At 35.5% G+C, this 1,410-nt stretch carries 1 protein-coding gene; it reads left to right on the top strand.

Going from position 1 to position 1,410, the window contains the following annotated elements; translation table 11 throughout:
* Window positions 1–111: 111 nt before the first annotated feature.
* Window positions 112–1,389: an IS4 family transposase gene (locus H4J66_RS05400; protein WP_310650626.1), complete on the top strand. Its 1,278-nt coding sequence runs from the start codon at window positions 112–114 to the stop codon at window positions 1,387–1,389.
* Window positions 1,390–1,410 lie beyond the last annotated feature (21 nt).

Genomic DNA, 1,410 nt, shown 5'->3' with positions numbered 1-1,410 from the left:
CAATGTCATTAACTTAAGGTTAATTTATGTATTTACAATAAGTTAGCTAATTGCTAACCTGTCTATGAATTAAAAACATAGAGAAATTACCAATGAGCTGTTCACCATTTAATTCAAATAGTACAAAAACTAACCAGTAAGATTCATTCAACTGAATTTTTACAAAAACATCGTAAAAAACCTACAGATTTCACTCGAAATCGCACGCTTACTTTTCCTCGTTTAATGAGTTTTATGTTGAATGCGCTTAATGGTTCAATTCAAGCTGAACTTGTTCGGTTTTTCAATGTTATCGACGATAGCTACTTATCAACAAAGTCTGTTAGCACCGCAGCTTTTTGTAAAGCCAGAATGAAACTCTCCCATCAGGCATTTATCGAGTTAAATGATGATTTGGTTCAAACGTTCTATGAAGCGGCAACCATTGATAAATGGCAAGGCCATAGACTGCTAGCAGTTGATGGCTCAGTCACACAATTACCTATCTCTGACAAACTACTTGAGCATTTTGGTAAAGCTCGCCCACATGCCGCTATGCCTCATGTTCGTCTTTCACAACTTTATGATGTTAAGAATAATATGACCCTAGATTTACAGGTAGAAAGCCATTCAACAGGAGAGCGTGAAATGGCGCTAAAGCATTTAAATAAAACCCAAACAGGTGACTTAGTCGTTTATGACAGAGGTTATCCTGCCGTTTGGTTTTATAAGTACCATATGCTAAAGAATGTTGATTTTTGCATGCGCATTGTTAAAAGCTCTAATGTTGTTAAAGCTTTCTTAGAAAGTGGGAAATATAGTGATGTCGTTGATTTCCCTTGTGTTGAAAAATCTCTTCGTAGATGTAGAAAAGATAAGATATCGACAGAATCACTACAGTTAAGGTTAGTGCGAGTTGACCTGCCATCAGGCGAGCCAGAGATTTTGGTTTCATCATTAACAGATATACAAGCTTATCCTACTGCTCTTTTCGCTAATTTATATCACCAACGCTGGGGAGTTGAAGAAGATTTTAAAGTATTGAAAAGTCGTCTTAATATTGAGAATTATTCTAGTGTTTCTGTTGAAGGTGTTTTACAAGACTTACACGCTAAGCTATTAACTAAAAACCTTGCAGCTTCTGCGATCCACGATGCAAAGCGGAAAATAAAGAAGCCTAAAAATACTAGGCTCTATGAATATAAAATCAATTTTACCTTTGCGATAAATCAGCTAAAGGATAACGTTGTCAGGCTCATTATGAAGCTAGCTGAGCTTGAGTTATACGAACTGATATTAAGTAAAATATCAAAGAATTTAAGTGCTATTCGACCTGACCGGAAGTTTTTTCGACAAGACCGTAGAAACAAAACAAATAAGTACCCAATGAATTATAAACGTATGTGTTAAATCCTTAAGTTAATGACATTG

Source organism: Colwellia sp. MB3u-55 (assembly GCF_014076785.1).
Taxonomy (GTDB): domain Bacteria; phylum Pseudomonadota; class Gammaproteobacteria; order Enterobacterales; family Alteromonadaceae; genus Colwellia_A.
Note: the sequence above shows the minus strand (reverse complement) of the source record. Positions and strands in the feature narration are given on the sequence as shown.